This window comes from Amycolatopsis sp. lyj-84 (genome assembly GCF_046549075.1).
GTDB lineage: Bacteria > Actinomycetota > Actinomycetes > Mycobacteriales > Pseudonocardiaceae > Amycolatopsis.
This window is the reverse complement of the sequence record NZ_JAJPWO010000002.1, coordinates 143,016-163,253: the sequence shown is the minus strand read 5'-3', so window position 1 is coordinate 163,253 and position 20,238 is coordinate 143,016. Positions and strand designations below refer to the sequence as shown.

Sequence of the window (20,238 nt, the reverse complement as noted above, 5' to 3'; positions counted from 1 at the left end):
GAATCGGGCCCGGAGAGCGATACTCCTTCCGTGAACCGGGAACCGTTCGTGGGCCGTACGGGCGAACTGGCGAGCCTGCGCGGCAGGCTCGCCGACGCCGCCGCGGGCTCCGGCGGGCTCGTGCTCGTCTCCGGGCCGCCCGGGATCGGCAAGACCCGGCTGGTCGAGGAGGCGACGGCCTCGGCGTCCGGAGTCGTCTGGGGGCGGTGCGCCGACGACCCGGGCGCGCCGCCGCTGTGGCCGTGGCGGCGGGTCGTCGAGGCGCTGCCGTCGGTCGATTCGGCCGTGACGGCCGCGTTCGCCGAGACCGAGGGCGACGCCGACGTCCAAGCGGCACGCTTCCGGCTGGTGGCGGCCGCGGCCGACGCGCTGGTGGCCGCCGCGGAGCCGTCGGGCCTGGTCGTCGTCCTCGAAGACCTCCACTGGGCCGACGAGGCTTCCTTGCGCCTGCTGCGGCATCTCGCGGGGGAGTTGCGGCGCTCGAAGCTGGCTGTGATCGCGACGCATCGGGACACCGGGCACACCCCCGCGCTGGACGCCGCCCTGCCGGATCTCTTGCGCCGTCCTGGCGCGCGCAGCATCTCACTGCCGCCGCTGGCCGAGCCCGACGTCCGGGTGCTGCTCGCCGAACTGGCGGGATCGCCGCCCGCCGAGGGAGACGTCCGCGAGGCGCATCGCCGCTCCGGCGGGAATCCGCTCTATCTCGGCGCGATCGCGCGTTCGGCGGGCAGATCGGAACTCGGGCACCTCGTGCGCGCCGCGGTGGCGGCTCTGGAGCCCGGAGTGCGGCGGCTGATCGCCATCGCGGCGGTCCTCGGCGAGGACGTCGACGCCCCCGTGCTGGCGGAGGTGTCCGGTCTTCCGCTCGGAGACGTCGTCGACGGACTCGACCAAGCCGTCCAGGCCGGGGTGCTGGGTTCCGGCCGGTTCGCGCACGCCGTCGTCCGTGACGGTGTCTACGCGGATTTGGGCCAAGGTGAGCGGGAAGCGTTGCACGGCCGGGCCGCGGCCGCGCTCGAGGAACGCGCCCGGCGTGATCCCGCCTTGGCCGGGACCGTCGCGGGTCATTGGCTGCGCTCGGCGTCCGCGCCGGAGAAGACGGCGGAGTGGGCGGCGCTCGCTGCCGCCGAAGCGAACCGGGCGCTGGCCTTCGACGAAGCGGCGCGATTCCTGGCGATCGCGCTGGACGCGCGCGCGAAGGCCGGACTGTCCGAAGTGGACCGTGGCGGGCTGCTGCTCGATCTCGCCGTCGCCGAATACCGGACCGGCCGGTTCGCGCGCAGTCTCGACCACGCCCGGCGTGCCGCCGATGCCGGTCTGGTCGCTCGTGCGGCACTGGTGGTCCGCGACGTCGCGGCGCCGGATCTCCTGCCGGGCATCCGCGATCTCGCCGCCCGCGCGCTCGCCGCGGCCGGGGTCGACAAGACGACGCGGGCCCGCCTGCTGGCGCACAGCGCGTCGGTGGAAGCCGACTACGGCCGGTTCGCCGAAGCGGGGAAACTCGCCGACGAGGCGTTCGCGCTCGCTGAAGAGGACGGTGATCCCGAGGCGCTGGTCGACACCGTCCGCGCGCGGATGAAGGTCGCCCCGGAGACCCTGCCGCCGGCCGAGCGGCTGCGCCTCGGGGCACTCGCGGCCGAACTGGGCGCGCGGACCGGGCAGCCGCTGGTTTCCTTGTGGGGCCACAAATGGCGGATCGACGCCGCGCTGGAGGACGGGCGGATGGCGCTCGTCGACGACGAACTCGTCGCGGTGACGACGCTGGCGCGGCTGACCAGGCTGCCGCTGATCCGCTGGCACGATCTGCGGCTGCGCAGTTCGGTGCTGGCGTTGCGGGGAGATCTGGCCGAGGCACGCGAACTCGACTTCGAGGCGGAGGAACTGGCGGACACCGAACTCGCGGACGACTTCTCCGCGAAAGGGATGTCCTACGCGTTCCGTACCCAGCTCGTGTTGCTCACGGGGGATCCTCGCGATCTGCGAGGGGACTACGCGGCTTTGCTCGACCGGGCCCCGCATCTGCCGGTCACACTGGTTTCACGGCCGTTGCTGAGCCTGATCACGGGCAACGTCGACGAGGCGAGGGTCCGGTACGAGCAACTGGTGCCCTTGGTGCGGAGCCCGGAGTTCGCACTGCACACGACCGGCGCGCTGCCCAACCTCGTGCCGCTGGTCGAGGCCTTCGGCGACGTCGAGATGGCGGAGTACCTGTTGCGGCGCCTCGAAGAGGTGCGGCCGATCGTGTCCGGCGGCGCCGGCGTCTTCTGCACCGGTTCGACGCTGGAACAGCCCGCGCGGCTCAACGCCCTTCTCGGCCGCCACGACGAGGCGGTGCGGCTGTACGAGCAGACGATCGTCGTCAACGAAAGCATCGGCGCCCGGCCGGGTGTCGCTTCGGCGAGGCTGCTGCTCGCCGAAGTCCTGGTCGCCCGGGGCGATCTCGTTCGTGCGCAAGGGATCGCGCGCGAAGCTCTCGACGAGTTCCGTCGGCTGGTGATGCCGGGCCCGCTCGCGCGGGCCACGGCACTGCTCGACCGGATCCGCGCCGGACGCCGCGCCGCCGACCCGCTCACCGGCCGGGAACGCGAGATCGTCGTTCTGCTCGCCGACGCGCTGAGCAACCGCCGGATCGCCGAGAAGCTCGTGCTTTCCGAACGCACGGTGGAAAGCCACGTCCGGAGCATCCTGGCGAAACTGGGGCTGGCGAACCGGACCGAGGTCGTCGCGTGGGCGAGCAGGGAAGGCGTCAGGGACTGACGGTCAGCTTGCCGAGGACGCGGGCCACGATGGCGTCCAGATGGTCGTCGAGGAAGAAGTGCCCGCCCTTGAACACCTCCGTCTCGAAGGTGCCGGTGGTGTGCTCGCGCCAGTTTTCGAGATCGGGTACGTCCAGGACCGGGTCCGCGTCGCCGGCGAGCGCCACGATCGGGCAGCTCACGTCGGGGCCCGGCCGGTAGCGGTAGGTCTCGACGGCCTTGTAGTCGCCGCGCAGCGCGGGCAACGCGAGGGCACGGATGTCCGGGTCGTCGAGGATCATCGCGGCCGTGCCGCCGAGACGGCTGACCTCGGCCAGGAACGTGGCGTCGTCGGCGAGATGGTGCATTTTTTCCTTGTGCAGGTCCGGTCCGCGGCGGGCCGAGACGAACAGCGCCGCCGGAACCAGGCCGCGCGCTTCGAGCAGCCGGGCGACCTCGAACGCGACGATGGCGCCCATGCTGTGGCCGAAGAGGGCGAAGGGCTTCGGGAGCGCGGCGACGACGTCCACCAGCTGCTCGGAGAGGGCGTGCAGATCGTCGATGACCGGCTCGCCCATGCGGTCCTGCCGTCCCGGGTACTGGGCGGTGTGCACCTCGAGGGTGGGGGAGAGGGCCGCCGAAAGCGGGCGGTACGCGCTCGCCGAGCCACCGGCGTGCGGGAAGACGACGAGCCGCGTCTCGGCCGCCGGTGCCGGGTGGAAGCATCGCGTCCAGCCGCGTAGAGCCTGCCCTGCCATCGAAAAATCCCCCAATCCGTGCGGGAACGGCCCGCACAACACTGGAATGTACGGGGGATTCGCGGGGCGAGTCCATGCTTGTGCGGGGTTGTTCACGCCGGGGCCGGGTGGGAACACTGGACACCGGCCCGCATCCAGGGCCCGCGGAAGGGAGCGAGTGTGGCGGAGGACCTGAAGATCAGGGTCGGCGCGGGATTGGGGACCGGGACGGCGCCCGAGGAGTTCGGTGCCGCTGTCGACCTGCTGGAGCGGGCGGGCATCGATTCGCTCTGGCTGCCCGAGGCGGTGTACTCGCCCAGGATCGACCCGGTCGTCGGGCTGACGCACGCGCTCGCCCGCACCTCGAAACTGAAGGTCGGCACGGGCGTGATGGTGCTGCCCGGCCGCGACCCGGTGCTGGTCGCCAAACAACTCGCCTCCCTCGCCGCGCTCGCACCGAAAAGAGTCCTCCCGGTCTTCGGCCTGAAGCCCGCGCGCGACGCGGAACTGCCGCTGTTCCCGGTGCCGCCCGGCCGCCGCGCCGCGGTGTTCGACGAGTCGTTGCTCCTGATCAAGGCGCTGCTGGAACAGGAAGAGGTGACCTTCGAGGGCGAATTCTTCCGGGTCGAGGGCGTGGGGCTCGGCATGCGCCCGCTGAAACGGCTCGACCTCTGGCTCGGCGGGAAGGCACCCGGCGCGCTGCGGCGGATCGGCAGGCTCGCGGACGGCTGGCTGGCAAGTTTCCTCACGCCGGAGGAGGCGCGCGCGGGCCGCGAGGCGATCCAGGAGGCCGCCGCCGAGGCGGACCGGGAGGTCGAGGCCGACCACTTCGGGATCAGTCTCATCGTCGCCGAAAACGGGATCCCGGACGCGCTCGCGGCCTCGGTCGCGGCACGGTCCGACGCGGATCCGTCGCGGCTGATCGCGGGCAGCTGGAGCGCCGCCCGCGACCTGATCGCCGAGTACATCGACGCCGGGCTGAGCAAGTTCGTGCTCTACCCGGCCGGACCGGAGCCGATCGAGCGGTTCGTGGAGAGCTTCGTCGAGCACGCCGTCCCGATGCAGAACTAGCCGGGGGCAAGGCACTGCCCAAGTACGTGAAGGCCCCCTTCCTTGCGCCTAGCGCAAGGAAGGGGGCCTTCACGTACTTCAGTCGAACTTCAGCTCTTCGGTCCGCCGCGGCATCAGCAGCAGCGCGCCGACGCTGAGCACGGCGACCACCAGCATCGCCAGGAAGACGTGGTGCGTGGCGTCCGCGAGGGCGCCGCGCACGAACGTCGTCGTCGGGGTGTCCGGGCCATGGCCCTCCAGGACGACGCTGGTCGCGTCGACGCCGGACGGCAGGCCGACGACCCCGGCGGGCGGGTTCGCGAAGCGGTTCGCGAGGGTGGCGTTCGCGATCGCGCCGAACATCGCCACGCCGACGGCGCTGCCCAGCGAGCGGCTGAACATGTTGGTCGCGGTGACGACGCCGCGGCGTTCCCAGCCGATGGTGGACTGCACGGCGATCAGTGTCGGGCTCGACGCCAGGCCCAGCCCGATCCCGAGGACGAACGCGGCCGCGGCCGCCAGCCAGATCGACGAACCCGCCGCCAGGAACACCGTGAGCGCCGCGCCCGCGATGACGATCCCGCTGCCGATCAGCGCGGTGTCCCGGAACCCGATCCGCATGTAGACCCGGCCCGCCAGCGACGCCGAGATCGGCCAGCCGACGGTCAGCGCCGCCAGCGCGAATCCGGCGACGAGCGCGCCGGTGCCGAGCACACCCTGCGAGAAGGTCGGCAGGTACGAGGTGAGGCCCATCAGCAGCATGCCGACGACGACGGCGACCAGGTTCCCGCCGATCAGCGTCCGTTTGGTGAAGATCCACAGCGGCAGGACGGGTTCTTCGGCCTTGCGTTCCACGAACACGAACGACACCAGCAGCACCACAGAGGCGGCGAAGATCCCCAGGCTCGGTGCGGACGCCCATCCCCAGGCCACCCCGCCTTCCAGCAGGCCGAGGATCAGCAGCGAGCAGCCGAGGGTGAGCAGCGTGGCGCCGAGGTAGTCGATGCGGTGCGAGCGGCGTTCGACGCGCTCGCGGAAGTTCCGGTGCAGCATCCACGCCGCCAGCGCGCCGAGTGGCAGGTTGATGAAGAAGATCCAGCGCCAGTCGAGGTACTCGGCGAACACGCCGCCCAGTGTCGGGCCGATCACCGACGAGATGGCCCATACGCTGGCGAGATAGCCCTGCACCCTGGCGCGTTCCTCGACGGTGTACATGTCGCCGACCATGGTCAGCGCGATCGGCTGGATGGCGCCCGCGCCGATGCCCTGCACCGCGCGGGCGGCGATCAGCACCGGCATGCTCCAGGCCGCGCCGCAGAGCACCGAGCCCAGCAGGAACGCCGCGATCCCGAAGAACATCACCGGCCGCCTGCCGAGCACGTCGGCGAACTTGCCGTACAGCGGCACGGTGACCGCCTGGGTCAGCAGGTAGATCGAGAACAGCCACGGGAACTGCGAGAACCCGCCCAGGTCCGCGACCACCGACGGGACCGCCGTCGCGATGATGGTCGAGTCCAGGGCGATCAGGCCGGAGCACAGCATCACGGCGATCAGGACGGGGCCGCGTGCGGAGCGGAAACCGACCCCTTCCTTCGCGGTGACCGGGGCCGGGGTGGTCATCTGTGGCGGTCTCCTCGGGCTCATGAAGGTCGTCAACTGCTTCGCATGGGTAAGCATTCCATGGAGACACCCGGTCATGGGATCGATTTGTTCCGTGAGGTTTCCCGCAAAATGGGTCGGATGAGCACTTGGATCCGCCCGATCGACCGTGGCTGGGTTGTCCGCGACACCGTCCCGGGGCCCGACGTCGACGAGTTCGCCGACCCGGACCGGGTCGTCGCCGCACTCGCGGAGGCGCGAGGTGACACCCTGCTGGCGGTCCAGCATCCGGCCAGAACCCCGGCCGCGCTGGCGGGCGGCCTCTCGATCGAGGCTGCGCTGCCGCAGGCCAGAGCGACGTTCGAGCGTATCCGCGAACGGCACTACCGTCCGGTCACCGCCGTCGTCGCGCCGTACCGCATCGACGGGCCGGACGGGGTCGCGCTGGGCGTGCTGTGCCTGGTCGACCCCGCCGCGGTCCGGGACGACGGGGTGACGCGGGTCCGGCACACCGAGGACGTCTATCCGGATGTCGTCGCGGAGCGTGCCGCGATGCTCGCCGGACTCGGGGTCGCCACGAGCGCCGCCATGCTGGTGCCCGCGACCGGTGGCCGCGAGCTGACCGCGCTGATCGAACGGACCTGCCGGGGGCAGGTGCCCACGCTGTCCACAGTGGACGGCGTGGGCCGCAAACACCAGCTGTGGCTCACCGGTCCCGGCGACGGCCAGTCCGAGCTGCTGGCGGCCCTGGACGAGATGGATCTCCTGGTCGCGGACGGCAACCACCGCGTCGCGGCCGCCGCGGAGTCGGGGCGCGGCGCGCTGCTGGCGCTGGTCACCGGGGGACCGGGACTGCGGATCGGGCCCATCCACCGGGCGCTCACCGGCACCGGTCTCGACGCGGGCACGCTGGTCCGGCGATGGACCGAGGCGGGGTTCGACGTGCACCCCGGCAGTCCGGAGCCGCCCGCCGAGGCCGGTGAGGTGACCGTGCTGGCGGGAGCGTCGGCATTCCGGGTCGTGCTCGGCAAGGCGGGCCTCGACCACGCCCTGGTCGAGCAGGAGTTGCTCCGCGGGGCGCTCGGCGTCGATCCGGAAGGGCCGAACCTGCGGCCGCTGCTGCCGGGCGCCCCGGTGCCCGAAGACGCGGACGCGGTGTTGCTGCTGGCCCCGGTCCCGTACGCGGAGGTGCTCGCCGTGCACGCGGCCGGGTCGCGGATGCCGAGGAAGGCCACCTATTTCACGCCGAAACCACGCAGCGGATTGTTGCTGGCGGAGCTCTGACGTCGCGCTTTTGTCGGTGGCCCGGCCTAGGATCACCTCGTGGAACTGCCCGTGATGCCGCCCGTGAAGCCGATGCTGGCCAAGGCCGTGCACGAATTGCCGCGCACGCCGGGCCTGCTGTACGAGCCGAAGTGGGACGGCTTCCGCTGCGTGGTCTTCCGCGACGGTGACGAGGTCGTGCTGGGCTCGCGCAACGACAGGCCACTGACGAGGTACTTCCCCGAACTGGTCGGCCTGCTCAAGGAGGCCCTGCCCGAGCGCTGCGTCGTCGACGGCGAGATCGTGCTGGTCACCGAGGGCGGGCTCGACTTCGAGGCGCTCCAGCTTCGCCTGCACCCGGCGGCGTCCCGGGTGAACAAACTGGCCGAGGAGACACCGACGAGTTTCGTGGTGTTCGACCTGCTCGCCCTCGAAGACCGGGATCTGACGCCGGAGCCGTTCGGGGAGCGGCGGAAGCTGCTCGAAAGCGTCGTCGACACGAAGTTCGCCCGGGTGCACCTCACCCCGCTGTCCGAGGATCCCGACGTCGCCCAGGACTGGTTCACCCGCTTCGAAGGCGCGGGTTTCGACGGGGTGATGGCCAAACCCGCCGACGCACCGTACGAACAGGACAAGCGGGTGATGTGGAAGGTCAAGCATCAGCGGACCGCGGACTGCGTCGTCGTCGGGTTCCGGTGGCACAAGGACGGTGTGGGCGTCGGTTCGCTGCTGCTCGGGCTCTACAACGACGAAGGCGTCCTGCACCATGTGGGCGTCGCGAGCAGCTTCACTGCCGCGAGGCGTCGTGAACTGGTGGACGAACTCGCGCCACTGCGGGAGAACGCGTTGGAGAACCACCCCTGGCGCGAGTGGGCCGAGGCCCACGAGGAGGCGGGCGGCCGCATGCCCGGCGCGGGCAGCCGGTGGGCGCCGCAAAAGGATCTGAGCTGGGAGCCGCTCCGCGTCGAATGGGTCGCCGAGGTCCGCTACGAGCACGTCGAGGGCACGCGGTTCCGCCACGGCGGCAGGCTCGTGCGGTTCCGCCCCGACCGCGAACCGGCCTCCTGCACGTACGCGCAACTCGAAGAGGTCCCGCCCGCCGAGCTGGCCACGTTGTTCACCGAGCTGGGGGAAACATGAAGTCGGAACCGGTCACGCTGGACCTCGAAGGCGTCGAGTTCACGGTCTCCAATCCCGGCAAGGTCTACTTCCCGGAGAACGGCGAGACCAAATTGGACCTCGTCGAGTACTACCGCGCGGTTTCGGTGCCGCTGCTGGCACAGCTCGGTGGACGGCCCTTGCTGCTGGAGCGCTATCCCGACGGCGCGGGCGGGAAGTCCTGGTTCCAGAAGCGGGTCCCGAAGAACGCGCCGGACTGGCTGACCACGACGGTGGTGTCCACTCCGAACGGCACCACGTCGGACGCGCTCGTGGCGAAAGACCTCGCGCACGTCATCTGGGCGGTGAACCAGGGCTGCCTCGGATTCCACGTCTGGCCGAACCGGGCCGACGCGCCGGACATCAGCGACCAGCTGCGCGTCGACCTCGATCCGTCGCCCGGGATCGGGTTCCCCGAGCTGAGGCACGGCGCAGTCCTGACGAAGAGGCTGCTGGAGGAACTCGGCATCACCGCGCAGCTGAAGACGTCGGGCTCGCGCGGCCTGCATCTTTACGTGCCGCTGGAGCCGAAGTGGGACGCCTACCAGGTCCGCGCGGCCGCCGTCGCGCTCGCTCGCGAACTCGAGCGCCGCCATCCGGAGGAGATGACGGCGCAGTGGTGGAAGGAAGAGCGCGGCTCCCGGGTGTTCGTCGACTTCAACCAGAACGCGCCGCACAAGACGGTGTTCGGCGCGTGGTGCGTGCGGCCGCGGGTCGGCGGGCAGGTTTCGACGCCGATCGGCTGGGACGAACTGGAGACCGTCGAGCCGGACAAGCTCACGCTGTCCACCGTTCCCGCTCGGTTCGCCGAACGCGGGGACCCTTGGGCGGAAACGAAACCGCAGTCGATCGCGCCGCTGCTGGAGATGTCCGAAAAGGACATGGAGAACGGGCTCATGGACGCGCCTTGGCCGCCGGTCTACCCGAAGATGCCGAACGAGCCGCCCCGGGTCGCGCCCAGCAGGGCCAAGAAAGAGAGCAACTAGAGGACGAAACGCGGTCAGAGCGGTAGGTCGAAGGCGAGTTGCGTGTTCGCGGCCGGCTCGGCCTTGCGGGTGGAGCGGTGGCCCGGCAGCGTCGCGGCGCACCTCGGGCACGGCGCGACGTCGGTGGTGGTGAGATCCACCGGCGTCCACATCCGGGATTCCTTGTCCCCGCAGGCGGAACGCCGGTAGCGAAGGTCTTCGGAGCGGGTCATCAGGTGCGCGGCGGGAGAATCCTCCGGCAGCGCGCCGACCAGGTACCAGCGTCCGGCGGTGTTCGTCATGGAACTGTCCTCCCGATACAGGTGGTCCAGCTCGAGATTCCTTCCGGAAAACAGTGTCAAGCAGACGCGCCGCGATTCCCGGTATTTCGGCCTTCGGCGTGTCAGTCTTGTCGGTCTTGTCAGTCCTGAATGAAACGCAAGACGCGCAGCATGCCTCGCTCGTCCACGACGTCGGAACCCTCCGAGACGCATTCCTCAAGACGCGCGGTGACGGCCTCGGTGTCGATTCCGGAGCCGATCAGCACCAGTTCGCTCCGCCGCGGGCCGCCGGACGGCCACGCCGACCGTTCCAGCTGGATGAACGAGCCCACCGTGTGCAGCCCGAACCGGGACCGCGGGCCGTTCGGGCCGAAGTCGAGGAAGCCCTTGATCCGGTAGAGGCCGCCGGGGCGCTGTTCGAGGAAGTCCATCAGCCGTCGCGGGTCCAGCGGGCGCTCGGCGGTGAAGGCGACGCTGTCGTACGCGGTGTGGAAATGGTGCTCGTGGTCGTGCTCCTCCTCGCGGAGGTCGTCGAACGACATCTGCCCGGCCCGGTCGCGCGGCCGGGCGTCGAAGAAGAGGGCGGGGTCGATCCGGCCGTGGGAGGTCGCGATCACCGGGGTGCCGGGCGCGATCTCGTCGATCGTGCCGCGCAGCTTGGCCAGGGCATCCTCATCGGCGCGGTCGGTCTTGTTGAGCACGACGAGGTCGGCGAACCCGAGGTGCTCGTCCAGTTCCGGGTGCCGCTTCCTGGTCGCCTCGAACTCGGCCGCGTCGACGAGTTCGACCAGACCGCCGTAGGCGATGGCGGGGTTCTCGCTGGCGATCATCAGGCGGATGAGGTCACGCGGTTCGGCGAGGCCGCTGGCTTCGATCACGATGACGTCGATGCCCGCCTCGGCCTCGGACAGCTTGGCGAGCATGGCGTCGAGACCGCTCGCGTCGACGGCGCAGCAGAGGCAGCCGTTCCCGAACGACATCATGGTGTCGACCTGGCCGGAGACGGCCATCGCGTCGACCGCGATGCTCCCGAAGTCGTTGACCACGACACCGATCCGCGCGCCCTGGCGGTTCGCCAGCAGGTGGTTGAGCAGGGTGGTCTTCCCGGAGCCGAGGAAGCCCGCGACCAGGATGACCGGAATCCGCCTGTCCACCACGAGCCTTCCTTTCCGCCGGAGATCACCGCACTCTAGCGACGGCGGGCACGGGTCACTACACCGGCACCAGGAAAGAGGAGAAGACCTCGTGAAAGAATACGCTCGAAAGAGTGAAGAATATCTTCTGATAGAACGATCGTAAGGTGATCTTGTGGCGTGTGATCATTTCTCCGGATCCCATTCCGTGAATATCCCGCGAAGTCGCACTCAATTCCAAATGTTGTCGTCATCAAGCTTTCTACCTGCGTAAATGTCATCCTGGGTGGAGTCTCTGCCATTTGGTGGATCGGACTCGTCTTTCTGTGGGGTATCGTCTTTCGTCTGGTCCGGACCCGGCCGTCTCGCCGCTCAGACGTGATCCTCCGGGCATTTCCGAGTGCAGGAGGAAATGGTGATCGTTCCCGCCGCCGGTGCCGGCGTCGAATTCGGAGAGTGGGAGGCCGAAGTATCGACGGCCTCCATGCGGGTGACGGATATCCCCCGCTTGCCTCCGGAAGTGAGTCCGCGGGGACGGAGCGTGGACCTGGCCGAGGCGGAGGACTTCCTCCGGCTCTTCCACGCCGAGACGGAGGCCGGGGAGATGCGGCTGCGCGAACGATGGGACGGGGTCCGCGCCGAGATCGACGAGACCGGCACGTACCGGCACACCACCGACGAACTGGAGTTCGGCGCCCGGGTGGCCTGGCGGAACTCCGCGCGCTGTATCGGCAGGCTCTACTGGCAGGGATTGAAGGTGCGGGACCGCCGTGACGCCGCGGGCGCCGCCGCCATCGCCGACGAGTGCGTCACCCATTTGCGCGAGGCGACCCGGGGCGGCCGGATCCGTTCGACCATCACCGTGTTCGCGCCGGACGGCCCCGCCGGTCCCGGGCCGAAGATCCACAACGACCAGCTCATCCGCTACGCGGGTTATCGGCTCAGCGACGGCTCGGTGCTGGGCGATCCGCGCCACGCCGACTTCACCGAGACCGTCCGGGAGCACGGGTGGCGCCCGCCCGAGCGCAAAGGCTCGTTCGACGTCCTCCCGCTGCTCATCGAGTCCGAGCCGGGGGAGCGGCGCCTGTTCCGGCTGCCGTCGGACGCCGTCCTGGAGGTCCCGCTGTCGCATCCCGACCACCGCTGGTTCGCCGGGCTCGGGCTGCGCTGGCACGCGGTACCGGCGATCAGCAACATGCGGCTGGTCATCGGCGGGATCACCTACCCCGCGGCCCCGTTCAACGGCTGGTACCTCGCCACCGAGGTCGGCGCGCGCAACCTGGCCGACACCGACCGCTACGACCTGCTGCCGGTGATCGCGGACCTGATGGGCCTGTCGACGGCGTCGGAGCGCACCCTGTGGCGTGACCGCACGCTGGTCGAACTGACGCTGGCCGTCCAGCACTCCTTCGACGCAGCGGGCGTGACCGTCGCCGACCATCACTCCGAATCGCGGCGGTTCCTCACGCATATCGCCAAGGAAGAACACGCGGGCCGCCGTTGTCAGGCTGAGTGGAGCTGGATCGTCCCGCCGCTGTCCGGCGGGCAGACCGCGGTGTTCCACCGCTATTACGACGAACCCGACCCGGCCGCGAGGCCGGCCTTCCTGCCTCCCGGGTAACGCCCCGACGGGTGAAGAGGTGAGCCGAATGCGGCGTGTCGATGTGCCGGACGGTGGCACGGGTTGCGGCCGCGCGGACAATGGAGGCATGACCGCAGTGCTCGTCGCCCATGCCGGCCGGTCCGGCGGGACAAGGGAGATCGCCGAGGTGATCGTCGCCGAGCTGCGCGAGAGCGGTCTGACGGCCGATCTGCTGGACGCCGCCGAGGTCGAGGACGTCGAACCGTACGGCGCGGTGATCTTGGGGAGCGCGCTGCACCACCGGCGATGGCGGCCGGAGGCGGTGCGCCTGCTCACCGAACACGAGGAAGCGCTCCGGAACCGCCCGGTCTGGCTGTTCCACAGCGGGCCTTGCGGACCGCTCGCCGCGGGCAAACGGGTCAGCCTGCCCGCGGGGGTCGCCCTGCTGGCCGCACGGATCGACGCCGAGCGCACGGCCACCTTCGGCGGCAAGCTCACGCCCGCCACCGCGAGCGGCCTGTTCTGGAAGATCATGGCGATGGGCCCCTGGGCCGGAGACTTCCGGGACTGGCCGTCGATCCGGGCCTGGGCACGCGATGTCGGCCGACGCGTGCGTATTCGCGTCACCCTTTGACAGCACAGTTTGATAAGTGTCCTGTTGTAGGGTGTTTCCATGGACAAAAAGTTCACCGCGAAGCTGCTCAAGAGCCCGGAGAAGGGCGGCTGGACGTACGTGATCATGCCCGGCTCCGCCGAGTACTTCGGCACCAAAGGGCTGGTGAAAGTGCGCGGCACCATCGACGGACATCCGTTCCGGAGTTCGTTCATGGCACTCGGCGACGGCACCCACAAACTCCCGGTGAAGGCCGACGTGCGCAAGGCGATCGGCAAGGGAGAGGGTGACACGGTCGACGTCGTCCTGCTCGAACGGTTAGAGGGCTGAGTGGTCGCGGACTGGAAGCCTTCCCCGGTCATCAAGATCTACGAGGCGCTCGGCGCGGTGGCCGACGGGCGGGTCGAGGTCGACGGTGACACGGCGCGCGTCGCGTCGTCGGACAAGGCGAAGACGTACGACGTCCGCCACGATCCGGCCGCGGGCTCGATCACGGCCAACGACAACGGGTCCTACTGGCAGGGATACCTCGGATACCCGGGTATCGCGTACTTGATGGTGCGCGGCGTGCTGACCTACGACAGCGGCCTCGCCGTCGAGCTGGCAGGCGTGCCGTGGAAAGAACTCGCGACCAAGTACCGCAACGACTGGGCGAAGGTCGAGAAGCACGTCCGCGACGACCTGTCCGGCCGGGGCGTGGACCTGGACCGGTTCGACGCCGGGCTCGCGGAGATTTCGGAACAGCTGGAAAAGCTGGCGCTCACCAAGCTTTCCCCACGGTTGCGCCCGCCGAAGTCGTGAGTGGTAAGGACGGTTCTGGTGGACCGGTATTTGCCTACCCCCTGGCTCCTGATGTCATCTCGGTGAGCTTGTGGGGCTTTGTTCTGGATGCCGATGTGGGCGAGTGGGGAGGATTTGAGACGTTCAACGTCCCAAATCTTCCCCACTCGACTGCCGTCCGCGAGGTTGTGGGGTGGCACGGTCTTGATCAACGGAGGATCGGGGACACTCAACGTCCCAATTCCTTCATCGTCAAACATCCTCCACATTCGAACGTGCCGCGGTGAGATTCCGGTGTCATCGAACTCCGAGACCTGAGCGGATCCCCTCGACTACCGCACACCATCTTCGCCCTGGTCACGCGTAGGTAGGCAAATACCGGTCCGCTTTAACCGTCCTTACCACTCACGAGACCCAGTGCTCAGCCGCAGTGTTCCGAAGGGCTGTCGTACTTCGTCCCGCCCGCGGAACCGCCCCACTTCACGCATTTGTCCGCCGCGGCCGCCCGCACCGGACCGGCGAACCACGAGAACGACCCGGAGTCGGTGAGCCGGGCCGACCCCTGGACCTCGAGGTAGGCCGACGTCGCGGTCGCGGTGCCCGCGGACGCGCTCTTCATCGTGCTGACGCAGTTCTGTCCGATGGAAGCGTTGTAGGACAGGTAAACCGTGCCCGCCGTGCCGAGCGGCGCCGAGTCGATCACGCCGTATCCGCTGCCGCACGCCGGGGCGCCGAGCGTCGCCTCGGTGACGGTCGAGAAGCGGATGGTCTCGTTGGCGTTGCCCGCCGGGCCCGCTTCGTACAGCACGCCGACCGAACCCGATGACAGCTGGACCATGTCGGAGTACGCCGCATCGCCGCTCCACACCAGCGTTCCGGCGGAGTTGCCCTGCCAGTTCGCGCCTTCGTCGAACGACGAGCGCACGACGAGTTCCTTGCGGCGGTCGCACACCGACGGTGCGGCGAACAGGATCCGGTTGTACTTGCCCGCCTTGTCGGTCGCGGTCATCCGCGCGGTCGAGGCCTGCACGACCGGGGTGATCAGGTCCTCTTCGAAGGTGAACTTGGTCGAGAAGCTCGCGCCGCCGTCGGAACTGAGGGCGTACGCGCGGTTCTTCGCGCCACCGCTCAGGCACTTGTCGCCGTTGTTGGCCTGGTTGCGCGCCGCGGCGTAGACCCGGCCGTCGAGCAGTTCGGTGACGCTGATCTCCTGCGGGTTCAAGGTCGCCGCCGGGCTGTCGGTGGCGCCGCGTTTCCAGGTGACACCCTGATCGTCGCTGTAGATGAGCGCGCCGCTGTTCTTGCCGCCGGTGGTGTAGCTCATCCCGGCGACGATCCGGCCGGCGTGCGCGCCGCGTGTCAGCACGATGCCGTGCGACGGGCCGGTCGCGAGCCACTCCGGCGCGGTGGCGAACCCGAGTTGCGTGGTGAGCACCTTGGGGGCGGCCCAGGTCTTGCCGTGGTCGTCGCTGATCGAGACGCGCGGAATCCGGTTGCAGTCGGGGTTCTTGACGCATTCCATCACCGAGAGCAGCACGATCCGCCCGGTGGAGGGGATCACGATCGGCGTCGGGTTTCCTTTGGTGTCACCGAAACCTTCGATGACGACCTTCGAGGCGCTCCAGCTCTTCCCGTTGTCGGCCGAGCGTTTCACGACGAGATCGATGTCGCCGCGGTCGTTGCAGAAGCTGGCACCGCCCTTGCGGGCCTCGGCGAACGCGAGCAGTTCGCCGTTGTTCGCCTTGACGACGGCGGGGATTCTGAAACAGTCGTAACCTTCTGTTTTCTCTTTGTACACCACCGTGTTTCCAACGGCGGCGGTCGCGGCCGGCGCGGCGGGGGAGGCGCCGACCGCCGCGATGGCGACGAGGGCCACGAAAAGGCCCTGTGCGACGCGAGAGATCTTCACGGGAATGCTCCGTCCTGGATCGTGTTCCGGGTGACGGGACATCAGAGTCCTTCCCGGTCGTACAAGGCGCGTACAACCCGGTTTCGCGTTCTGTGTCAGGTGACGCAGAACGAGAGGCCGTTCCCTGTCAAAGTTCCTTCAGCCGGCCACGGCGCGACATCGGAAGGGGAGGGCCGCATGAAGGTGATCGATCCCGAGGGGCGTCAGTGGGAGATCATTCGCCGTTTCGCGCCGTGGCGCCGGTGGGTTCAGCCGTTCGCGTTCCTCAAAGGTGGTTACCGGCATTACAAGATCACCGCGGACTGGACGCTGTATCTCAAGGACCTGCCCAACGACGACCCCGAGGACGGGCCCGTGAACAAGGCGGCCGTCGGACTGCTCGGCGTGCTGGTCTTCCTGGAAGCGCTCGTCGAGATCCCGTTCTATCTGCTCTTCGGGCTGCTGCTGGTGCCGGTCCGGTGGCTGGAGATGCTGGCGCAGGGCGTCGCGGGGTCCGTCGCACAGACCGTCCGGTGGTTCCGGAAGGCACCCGAGCGGGTCGATGTCGCCGGTTGGAACAAGGATCGGACCGGCCTGGTCTCGCTGGCGATCCTCAAGGTCCACCGCGATCTCGCCGACCCGTTGACGACCGAACTGCGCGCCCTGTTCCGTGACCGGATCATGTTCGATCCGGGTGACCCCGCGGTGCGTGAAGTACTCGACCGTTTCGACGTGCGAGTGGAGAAGCACCGCACCCTGCTCCGCCGCCGGACTGCCGCGATCGCCACATGACGGCGGGCGATCTGTGCCAGGATCCGGTCACCGGTGAGGGGGAACGTGATGCGGGTGACCGATACCGACGGCGGCGAGTGGCTGATCGTGCGCCGGTTCGCGCCCTGGCTGCGCCGGATCCGCCCGCTCGCCATCGTCACCGAGAGCGAGAGCTACCGGGAAGTGTCGTTCACCCGGCTCCGCGGCGGGCCCGCCGCGGGGAAACGACCGGGCTTCGAGGACTGGCTGATGCTGGGGTTCGCCGTCGCGCAGGCGGCCGGGCTGGCGCTGATCCTGTCCCCGGTCATCCTGGCGGAGCTGGTGGCCTGGGCGGCGGTGGGCGCCTTCCTCTGGCTGGCGAGGCTCACCGGTCTCATCCGGGCCCGGATCGATCTCATCGCGCCGCCGCCGGCCGTGCGCAGCCTCGCGCCGGTGCGGGTCCTGCTGGTGCCGGGGAGCGCCGCGGCCAGGCTCACCCGCGAGCTCGGCGAACTGATCGGGACCACGCCGGACTTCGACCCGGAGAACGAGCCGCGCGTGCGGAAACTGTTCTCCGCCACCGGAGCGCGGGTGGAGCGGCATTTCGGCCTGCCGTGGCGGCTCAGCGGTCGTCGGGTGCCAGCTGCCTGAGGTCCTTCAGGCTCCGGACGACGAGCCGCTGGCGCCCGGTGCTGAGCAGTCCGTCGGTGCGCAAGGTCCGCAGCGTCCGCGCGACGGCTTCCCGTGACGCGGACGCGAGTCCCGCGAGGTCCTGCTGGCTGATCCGGAGAGCGATCAGGGTGCCGTCGGGGACGGGGACGCCGTACCGCTCGGCGAGATCGACCAGGATCGCGGCGATGCGTTCGGCGGCGGTGCTGTCGCCGAATTCGGTACGGCGAGAGTTGGCGTAGCGCAGTCGGGAGGTGATGATCCGGAGCAGGACGACGGAGATGCCGGCGTGTTCGCGGAGCACGGAGTTGAACGCCCGCGAGGACAGCCACAGCCCGGTGACCGGTTCGACGGCGATCGCCGTCGCCGAGCGCAGGGCGCCGTCCATCGACGCCATCTCGCCGATGATGTCGCCCGGATCGCGGACGGCGAGCACCGCGTCGTAGCCGCCGGTGGACACCGACGTGATCTTGACCCGCCCGGTCATCAGGATCAGCACCCAGTCCGACCGGTCGCCCTCGCGGATGATCACCGTCCCGGCCGGGTACCGACGCAGCTCGGCCTCGGCGCGCAACGCCTTGCGCTGGCCGTCGTCGAGCAGTTCCCAGAGCCTGCCGGGTGAATCGTGCGGCTCCGCCGCCGGCTGTGTCATGCCTGTTCTTCGCCTCCGTGCGCGATGGTACGAGCACGGGCCGCATGCCGCTCGGGCAGGGTTAACCCGAGATCTCTTGGTATGCCTGGGAAAGGCGTTTGATCCCGTCCCGCACCTGCGCGCCGGTCGCGGTGCTGACGTAACTCAGGCGCAGATAGGGCCCCGGAGCCTCGGCCGCGAAGTAGAGCCTGCCGGGCGTGACCGCTACTCCGGCGCGGAAAGCGGCGCTGGTCAAAGCGACTTCGTCGACGAAACCGGGCAGAGGCTGCCACAGGTGATATCCACCGGTCGGGACCGGGACGGCGCGCCAGGAGGGCAGGAACTCCCGCAGCGCCGAGACGGCGACGTCGCGGCGTTCGCGCAACGCGACGGCGAGGGTCCGCAGATGGCGTGTCCACGCGGGGGAACTCACCAGCTCGAGGGCGGTTTCCTGCAGCGGCCGCGGGACGAAGAAACTCTCGACGGCGTGGAGCCCGCGCAGCCGTTCCAGTGCCGGGCCGCGGGCGGCCAGCGCGCTGATCCGCAAGCTCGGTGACGCCGGTTTGGTGAGCGACCGGATGTGCACCACGACACCGTCGGGGTCGTCGGCCACCAGCGGTGGCGGGGGAGCGGGGCTGCCGGGGTGTGCCATCAGGCGAGCGAAATCGTCCTCGATGACGAAAGCGCCCGCGTCACGGGCGATCCGCAGGACCTCGGCCCGGCGTTCGGCGCACAGCACGGCGCCGGTCGGGTTCTGGAAGGCGGGCTGGCAGACGAACAGGCGGGCGCCGGTGTCGCGGAAGGCGTCGGCGAGCAGTTCGGGCCGGACGCCGTCGCGGTCGATCGGCACCGGTACCGGCCGCAGCCCCGAAGCCCTCGCGATGGCCAGCATCCCCGGGTACGTCGGCGATTCCACCAGCACCGGCGCGCCGGGGGCGCCGAGCGCGCGCAACGCCGTGGTCAGCGCGCTCTGCCCGCCCGCGGTGACCAGCACGTTCTCGACGTTCACCGGGCTGCCGATGTCGCGGGCGAACCAGGCCCGCAGTTCGGGCAGGCCGCAGATCGGCGGCCGGGTCCACGCGCCGGGACGGCGTCCTGCGCGGGCCGACGCCGTCGCGAGTTCGCGTTCCGGATGGAGGCTTGGATGCGTGTAGCCGCCGTTGAGATCGATGACACCCGACGGCGGGTCGCTCAGCGCCGCGAGTACTCCGGTCGCGTCGATCGCGCGGATCCCGGTCTGTGAGCTCAGCGCCACCTCCTGCCACGAGACGTCGCCGGTCACCGCGACCTCGCGAGGGGGCGGGGCGCGGAAGACGCCGGCCCCGGGACGGCTGGTCACCAGGCCTTCCGCGGCCAGCGCGGCGATGGCGCGCGACACCGTCACCGGGCTGACCTTCAGCTGCCGGACGAGCTCCCGGCTGGACGGGAGCTTTCCTTCAATCGGATAGCGCTCAAGCTCGGACCGCAGCTGGGTGACCAGGCTGGTGACACTGCTACCATCGGACATGAGACTGGATGATAGCGCTATCGCGGACCGGGCAGTAGCGGTCCGCTCCGGGACCGCCCTGGCGGCGCTGGGTGTCTTCGCCTTCTCCTTCACGTTCCCCGCCACCGTCTGGGCGCTCAAGGGCTTCGGCCCGTGGACCGCCACCGGTGTGCGGAGCGTCCTGGCCGCGCTGGTCGCGGCCGCCTGTCTCCGCGCCTTCCGGGTCCCGCTGCCGAAGCGCGAGCAGTGGCGCGGCCTCGCCGTGGTCGCCCTCGGGTGTGTCCTCGCGTTCCCGGTACTGACCACGCTCGCCCTGCAGACGTCGTCGACGGCGCATTCGGCGGTGGTGATCGGGCTGCTGCCGATGGCCACCGCCGTCGTCTCGTCGAGACTCACCGGGCACCGGCCGTCCCGCCGGTTCTGGCTCGCCGCCGCGGTGGGCGCGAGCGCCGTCGTGGTGTTCACCGTCGGCCAGAGCGGCGGCGGACTGTCCACGGCGGACCTGTTCCTGTTCGGCGCGCTCGTGCTGTGCGCGTTCGGGTACGCCGAGGGCGGGCGGCTCGCCAGGGAAATGGCGGGCTGGCAGGTGATCGGCTGGGCGCTGGTGCTCGCGCTGCCGGTGACCGCCGCGTTCGCCGTCTTCGGCCTCGTGACCGAGCCGCTGCACGTCACCGGCGAGGGGATCGCCGGTCTGCTGTACGTCGCGCTCATCTCGCAGTTCGGCGGGTTCTTCGCCTGGTACAAGGGAATGGCCGAGATCGGGGTCACGCGGGCGAGCCAGTTGCAGCTGGCCCAGCCGTTGCTGACGCTGGTCTGGGCGGTCCTGCTGCTCGGTGAGCACCTTCCGGCGGCCGCGCCGGTGACGGCGTTGATCGTGGTCGCCTGCATCGTGGTGACCCAGCGGTCCCGGAGTTAGCA

At 69.9% G+C, this 20,238-nt stretch carries 19 protein-coding genes; 12 read left to right on the top strand and 7 right to left on the bottom strand.

Features of this window, described 5'->3' with window-relative positions; genetic code table 11:
- The first annotated feature begins 30 nt into the window (after nucleotides 1-30).
- Nucleotides 31-2,757: an ATP-binding protein gene (locus ACLJRM_RS06095; RefSeq protein WP_410662522.1), complete on the top strand. Its 2,727-nt coding sequence runs from the start codon at nucleotides 31-33 to the stop codon at nucleotides 2,755-2,757.
- On the opposite strand, the gene ACLJRM_RS06090 is transcribed toward ACLJRM_RS06095, so the two are convergent.
- Nucleotides 2,747-3,493, bottom strand: coding sequence for a thioesterase II family protein (locus tag ACLJRM_RS06090; RefSeq protein ID WP_410662521.1), 747 nt, complete (start codon nucleotides 3,491-3,493; stop codon nucleotides 2,747-2,749). The genes ACLJRM_RS06095 and ACLJRM_RS06090 overlap by 11 nt on opposite strands.
- Nucleotides 3,494-3,652: 159 nt before the next feature.
- On the opposite strand from ACLJRM_RS06090, the gene ACLJRM_RS06085 reads away from it, so the two are divergent.
- On the top strand, nucleotides 3,653-4,543 hold the full coding sequence (locus ACLJRM_RS06085; RefSeq protein WP_410662520.1) for a TIGR03854 family LLM class F420-dependent oxidoreductase: 891 nt from the start codon (nucleotides 3,653-3,655) through the stop codon (nucleotides 4,541-4,543).
- 78 nt (nucleotides 4,544-4,621) lie between these two features.
- On the opposite strand, the gene ACLJRM_RS06080 is transcribed toward ACLJRM_RS06085, so the two are convergent.
- Nucleotides 4,622-6,142 carry an MDR family MFS transporter gene (locus ACLJRM_RS06080; RefSeq protein WP_410662519.1) on the bottom strand — a complete coding sequence of 507 codons (1,521 nt, stop codon included), beginning with the start codon at nucleotides 6,140-6,142 and terminating at the stop codon, nucleotides 4,622-4,624.
- A 111-nt stretch (nucleotides 6,143-6,253) separates the two neighbouring features.
- Here ACLJRM_RS06080 and ACLJRM_RS06075 point away from each other — a divergent pair, with 111 nt between their 5' ends.
- The 3 genes from ACLJRM_RS06075 to ligD are packed head-to-tail and all read left to right on the top strand — an operon-like array spanning nucleotide 6,254 to nucleotide 9,528.
- Entirely contained in the window at nucleotides 6,254-7,405 is a 1,152-nt protein-coding gene (locus ACLJRM_RS06075) for a DUF1015 family protein (protein ID WP_101613099.1), read from the top strand.
- A gap of 39 nt (nucleotides 7,406-7,444) precedes the next feature.
- A complete protein-coding gene (locus ACLJRM_RS06070; RefSeq protein WP_199193089.1) occupies nucleotides 7,445-8,524 on the top strand; it encodes an ATP-dependent DNA ligase in 1,080 nt (359 codons plus the stop codon).
- Nucleotides 8,521-9,528, top strand: coding sequence for a non-homologous end-joining DNA ligase (ligD, locus tag ACLJRM_RS06065; RefSeq protein ID WP_101606928.1), 1,008 nt, complete (start codon nucleotides 8,521-8,523; stop codon nucleotides 9,526-9,528). Before ACLJRM_RS06070 ends, ligD begins: the two co-directional genes overlap by 4 nt.
- A 14-nt stretch (nucleotides 9,529-9,542) precedes the next feature.
- Here the strand turns inward: ligD and ACLJRM_RS06060 are convergent, their stop codons facing one another.
- Nucleotides 9,543-9,809, bottom strand: coding sequence for a hypothetical protein (locus tag ACLJRM_RS06060; RefSeq protein WP_101613101.1), 267 nt, complete (start codon nucleotides 9,807-9,809; stop codon nucleotides 9,543-9,545).
- Nucleotides 9,810-9,928: 119 nt separating this feature from the next.
- The gene (locus tag ACLJRM_RS06055) at nucleotides 9,929-10,945 is read right to left on the bottom strand and encodes a CobW family GTP-binding protein (protein ID WP_101606929.1); all 1,017 of its coding nucleotides are present in this window, start codon (nucleotides 10,943-10,945) and stop codon (nucleotides 9,929-9,931) included.
- A gap of 388 nt (nucleotides 10,946-11,333) precedes the next feature.
- Between ACLJRM_RS06055 and ACLJRM_RS06050 the strand changes: the two genes are divergently transcribed.
- The 4 genes from ACLJRM_RS06050 to ACLJRM_RS06035 all read left to right on the top strand — a co-directional run bounded on the left by ACLJRM_RS06050 (nucleotide 11,334) and on the right by ACLJRM_RS06035 (nucleotide 13,917).
- Complete coding sequence (locus ACLJRM_RS06050; protein WP_410662518.1) at nucleotides 11,334-12,542, top strand: nitric oxide synthase oxygenase; 1,209 nt, start codon at nucleotides 11,334-11,336, stop codon at nucleotides 12,540-12,542.
- Between the two features lie 88 nt (nucleotides 12,543-12,630).
- Complete coding sequence (locus ACLJRM_RS06045; protein WP_168214289.1) at nucleotides 12,631-13,137, top strand: flavodoxin domain-containing protein; 507 nt, start codon at nucleotides 12,631-12,633, stop codon at nucleotides 13,135-13,137.
- Nucleotides 13,138-13,176: 39 nt separating this feature from the next.
- Nucleotides 13,177-13,446, top strand: a complete 270-nt coding sequence (locus ACLJRM_RS06040) for a DUF1905 domain-containing protein (RefSeq protein ID WP_101606931.1) — start codon at nucleotides 13,177-13,179, stop codon at nucleotides 13,444-13,446.
- Nucleotides 13,447-13,917, top strand: a complete 471-nt coding sequence (locus ACLJRM_RS06035; RefSeq protein ID WP_410662517.1) for a hypothetical protein — start codon at nucleotides 13,447-13,449, stop codon at nucleotides 13,915-13,917. It begins immediately after the preceding gene.
- 400 nt (nucleotides 13,918-14,317) lie between these two features.
- On the opposite strand, the gene ACLJRM_RS06030 is transcribed toward ACLJRM_RS06035, so the two are convergent.
- Nucleotides 14,318-15,805 carry a sialidase family protein gene (locus ACLJRM_RS06030; protein ID WP_410662516.1) on the bottom strand — a complete coding sequence of 496 codons (1,488 nt, stop codon included), beginning with the start codon at nucleotides 15,803-15,805 and terminating at the stop codon, nucleotides 14,318-14,320.
- Nucleotides 15,806-15,982: 177 nt separating this feature from the next.
- On the opposite strand from ACLJRM_RS06030, the gene ACLJRM_RS06025 reads away from it, so the two are divergent.
- Complete coding sequence (locus tag ACLJRM_RS06025; protein ID WP_101606934.1) at nucleotides 15,983-16,576, top strand: hypothetical protein; 594 nt, start codon at nucleotides 15,983-15,985, stop codon at nucleotides 16,574-16,576.
- 48 nt (nucleotides 16,577-16,624) lie between these two features.
- The gene (locus ACLJRM_RS06020) at nucleotides 16,625-17,185 is read left to right on the top strand and encodes a hypothetical protein (protein WP_101606935.1); all 561 of its coding nucleotides are present in this window, start codon (nucleotides 16,625-16,627) and stop codon (nucleotides 17,183-17,185) included.
- Here the strand turns inward: ACLJRM_RS06020 and ACLJRM_RS06015 are convergent.
- Complete coding sequence (locus ACLJRM_RS06015; protein WP_101606936.1) at nucleotides 17,157-17,855, bottom strand: Crp/Fnr family transcriptional regulator; 699 nt, start codon at nucleotides 17,853-17,855, stop codon at nucleotides 17,157-17,159. The two genes, ACLJRM_RS06020 and ACLJRM_RS06015, sit on opposite strands and share 29 nt — an antisense overlap.
- Before the next feature lie 61 nt (nucleotides 17,856-17,916).
- The gene (locus ACLJRM_RS06010) at nucleotides 17,917-19,341 is read right to left on the bottom strand and encodes a PLP-dependent aminotransferase family protein (protein WP_410662515.1); all 1,425 of its coding nucleotides are present in this window, start codon (nucleotides 19,339-19,341) and stop codon (nucleotides 17,917-17,919) included.
- Between ACLJRM_RS06010 and ACLJRM_RS06005 the strand changes: the two genes are divergently transcribed.
- A complete protein-coding gene (locus ACLJRM_RS06005) occupies nucleotides 19,340-20,236 on the top strand; it encodes a DMT family transporter (RefSeq protein ID WP_101606938.1) in 897 nt (298 codons plus the stop codon). The genes ACLJRM_RS06010 and ACLJRM_RS06005 overlap by 2 nt on opposite strands.
- Nucleotides 20,237-20,238: the final 2 nt, after the last annotated feature.